This is a genomic window from Okeania sp. SIO2C9 (assembly GCF_010672455.1).
Lineage (GTDB): Bacteria > Cyanobacteriota > Cyanobacteriia > Cyanobacteriales > Microcoleaceae > Okeania.
The window spans coordinates 1-2028 of the sequence record NZ_JAAHGO010000197.1; the positions used below are offsets into that span (position 1 = coordinate 1).

Below are 2028 nucleotides of genomic sequence, written 5' to 3' on the forward strand. Positions count from 1 at the left end.
CCCAAGGGCCCGGTATGCACACTAGAATGGACTCGAAGGGTGATTGTGTCATAGGTCTAACGTCTGAACTGTGCGGCGCTGCTTTTTGCGTCCGCACCAGTGATTTGTTAGTCATTGTCGTTGTTATCTGATTGATCTTCTATCAATCTCAAAATAATTTTATCGAGGTCTTTTTCAAAATAGGTTGCCTTATCACCATCCAAATAATTTATGAATTGTTTCCAACTTTCAAAGCGATTACTAAAAGTACCTGGTGAAATAAAAGTATTTTCTTCAAATTTTAATTTTTCAAGAACCGTGTGGTTAAGATAAAAATCTTTGTCATCCTGCCGAATTTCAAAAATTTTCTTCAACAGCAGATAAATAATGATGAGTTCGCGTTCATCATAGGACAACTGCTTTTTAAAGTTACGTCGAGAGATGCCAAGCTCTTTAAGAAAAGTATCAATATTACCCCAACGATTTCGGTAATAGCTGGCCCTATATATCCCACTTTCATCCAAGTCTTTTAAAGTGGGCGTTCTGCCCAGTTTCTGTTCAAGCTCCTTAAAGGCACGTATCAATTTTGCCTTGGAGACACCTCTTTGAATATTTGGTGCGTCTCCACAATCTCTCTGTATTTTTGTGAAAGGATAGCTTGAAAAGCAATTTCTTGAGAAAGCCGAGTTCAATTCCATATCGGCCAAAGTTGGGATTTTTCCGACTTTTTCCTTCACACGAATATACTCATTTTTTATCTCATTATCTGTAGGCCTTCTGGAAAAGGGCCGGTCCCCAAGTTGGCTTATTAGATTAGAAAGGTTTCCATAAATTCTTTTGATGTGATACCGGGTTGTCGAGTCAAGGTCAGAATTTCTTGGTGTATGACCAATTTTGGCTTTAATCTCTTCATAACGCTTAATGACATCGTAATCGTGCTCAACAGTTACATACTCAGGGAAATTAAATCCCTCTATCAAATCTCCGAAATTATGTTTTGAATTGACCGCGTCCGAAATTTCATCAGCGGTGAATAGAATGCAGTAGTTAGGGCGGGCGAGTTCGAACGCAGATTTTGTAAAACCGCTTTCAGATATTATGGCACAACGGGATGCTTTGTAATATGTTTTTGCCGCAATTGCTTCTTGAACAGGCCTGTTGCCCTGCTTTTTCTTGTGTTTTTTACACTGAAATATATAGGTTGAATCGCCATATTTGCCTATCAAATCGGCCCCTTGATCGTTCACATTTTTGGTAAGACGGAGGTTTTCGAATCCAAGAAGGCCGAGATATTTCAAACACTGTTTTTCAAATTCCTCACCTTTTCTGATGTTATCGCTCATTTCAGGATGTCTCCAAGGTAAAGATGGCTAACAGTCATTTATAGAGGGGTCCCTTGAGACCCGTCTCAGTGCGCTTCGCCACTGGTAGATTAGTAATTGATACCACGGTCACTCCATATATGGTGGGTTGTTATGGACTCCATCAGGACGCATAGCAACAATCCAGATGATCAAGCTATTGAAGCATGGTGGGCATCGTATTTGCAGGACCTTCAGCAGCAAGGGGTTAGAAACAAGTCAATTAAATGGTATCGGATTTATGTCGATCAATTACTCGCTAGATTTCCCGGAGTGAGGTCGAAAGATCTTCAGTCAAGCCATATTGTCGCGCATATAAATGGATATACGCGCTTGGCTTGGGAACCATGGCGGGTCCTCCAGGCGATCGATGCATTGCGTCGTTTTGGCTTAGCAACTCGCTGCCCTTGGCATTCTGACATAGACTGGAATCAGTGTATTCGTCAAGCAGATTCTCGATCAATGAACGATGGTGAAATTCAGCAAGTACTTGATCATGGTCGCCTACCCGACGATCCTGAACTTCAACGCTTCGCAGTCGAGATGCGTTCTCAACGCTATAGTTTGCGCACAGAAAAATCGTATCTCCACTGGCTTAAGCGCTGTCTCAATTATCATCATCTTAGGTCAGCAAGTTCTTTATCCACTAGCCATGCAGCGCCATTTCTTGAGCACCTAGCAGCTGAAC

Annotated in this window: 2 protein-coding genes; one reads left to right on the forward strand and one right to left on the reverse strand. The window is 41.7% G+C overall.

Annotation, left to right across the window (positions count from 1 at the left end):
- Window positions 1-107: 107 nt before the first annotated feature.
- Window positions 108-1322 (reverse strand): homing endonuclease associated repeat-containing protein, encoded by a 1215-nt coding sequence (locus F6K23_RS40220; RefSeq protein ID WP_293166773.1) that lies wholly within the window; start codon window positions 1320-1322, stop codon window positions 108-110.
- 351 nt (window positions 1323-1673) lie between these two features.
- On the opposite strand from F6K23_RS40220, the gene F6K23_RS40225 reads away from it, so the two are divergent.
- Window positions 1674-2028 (forward strand): phage integrase N-terminal SAM-like domain-containing protein (locus F6K23_RS40225; protein ID WP_293166775.1); only part of this gene is annotated, 355 nt, incomplete at its 3' end.

Coding starts and splice junctions, on each gene's coding strand:
- F6K23_RS40220 (WP_293166773.1), bottom strand. CDS start 1,322: ATGAGCGATAACATCAGAAAAGGTGAGGAATTTGAAAAACAGTGTTTG.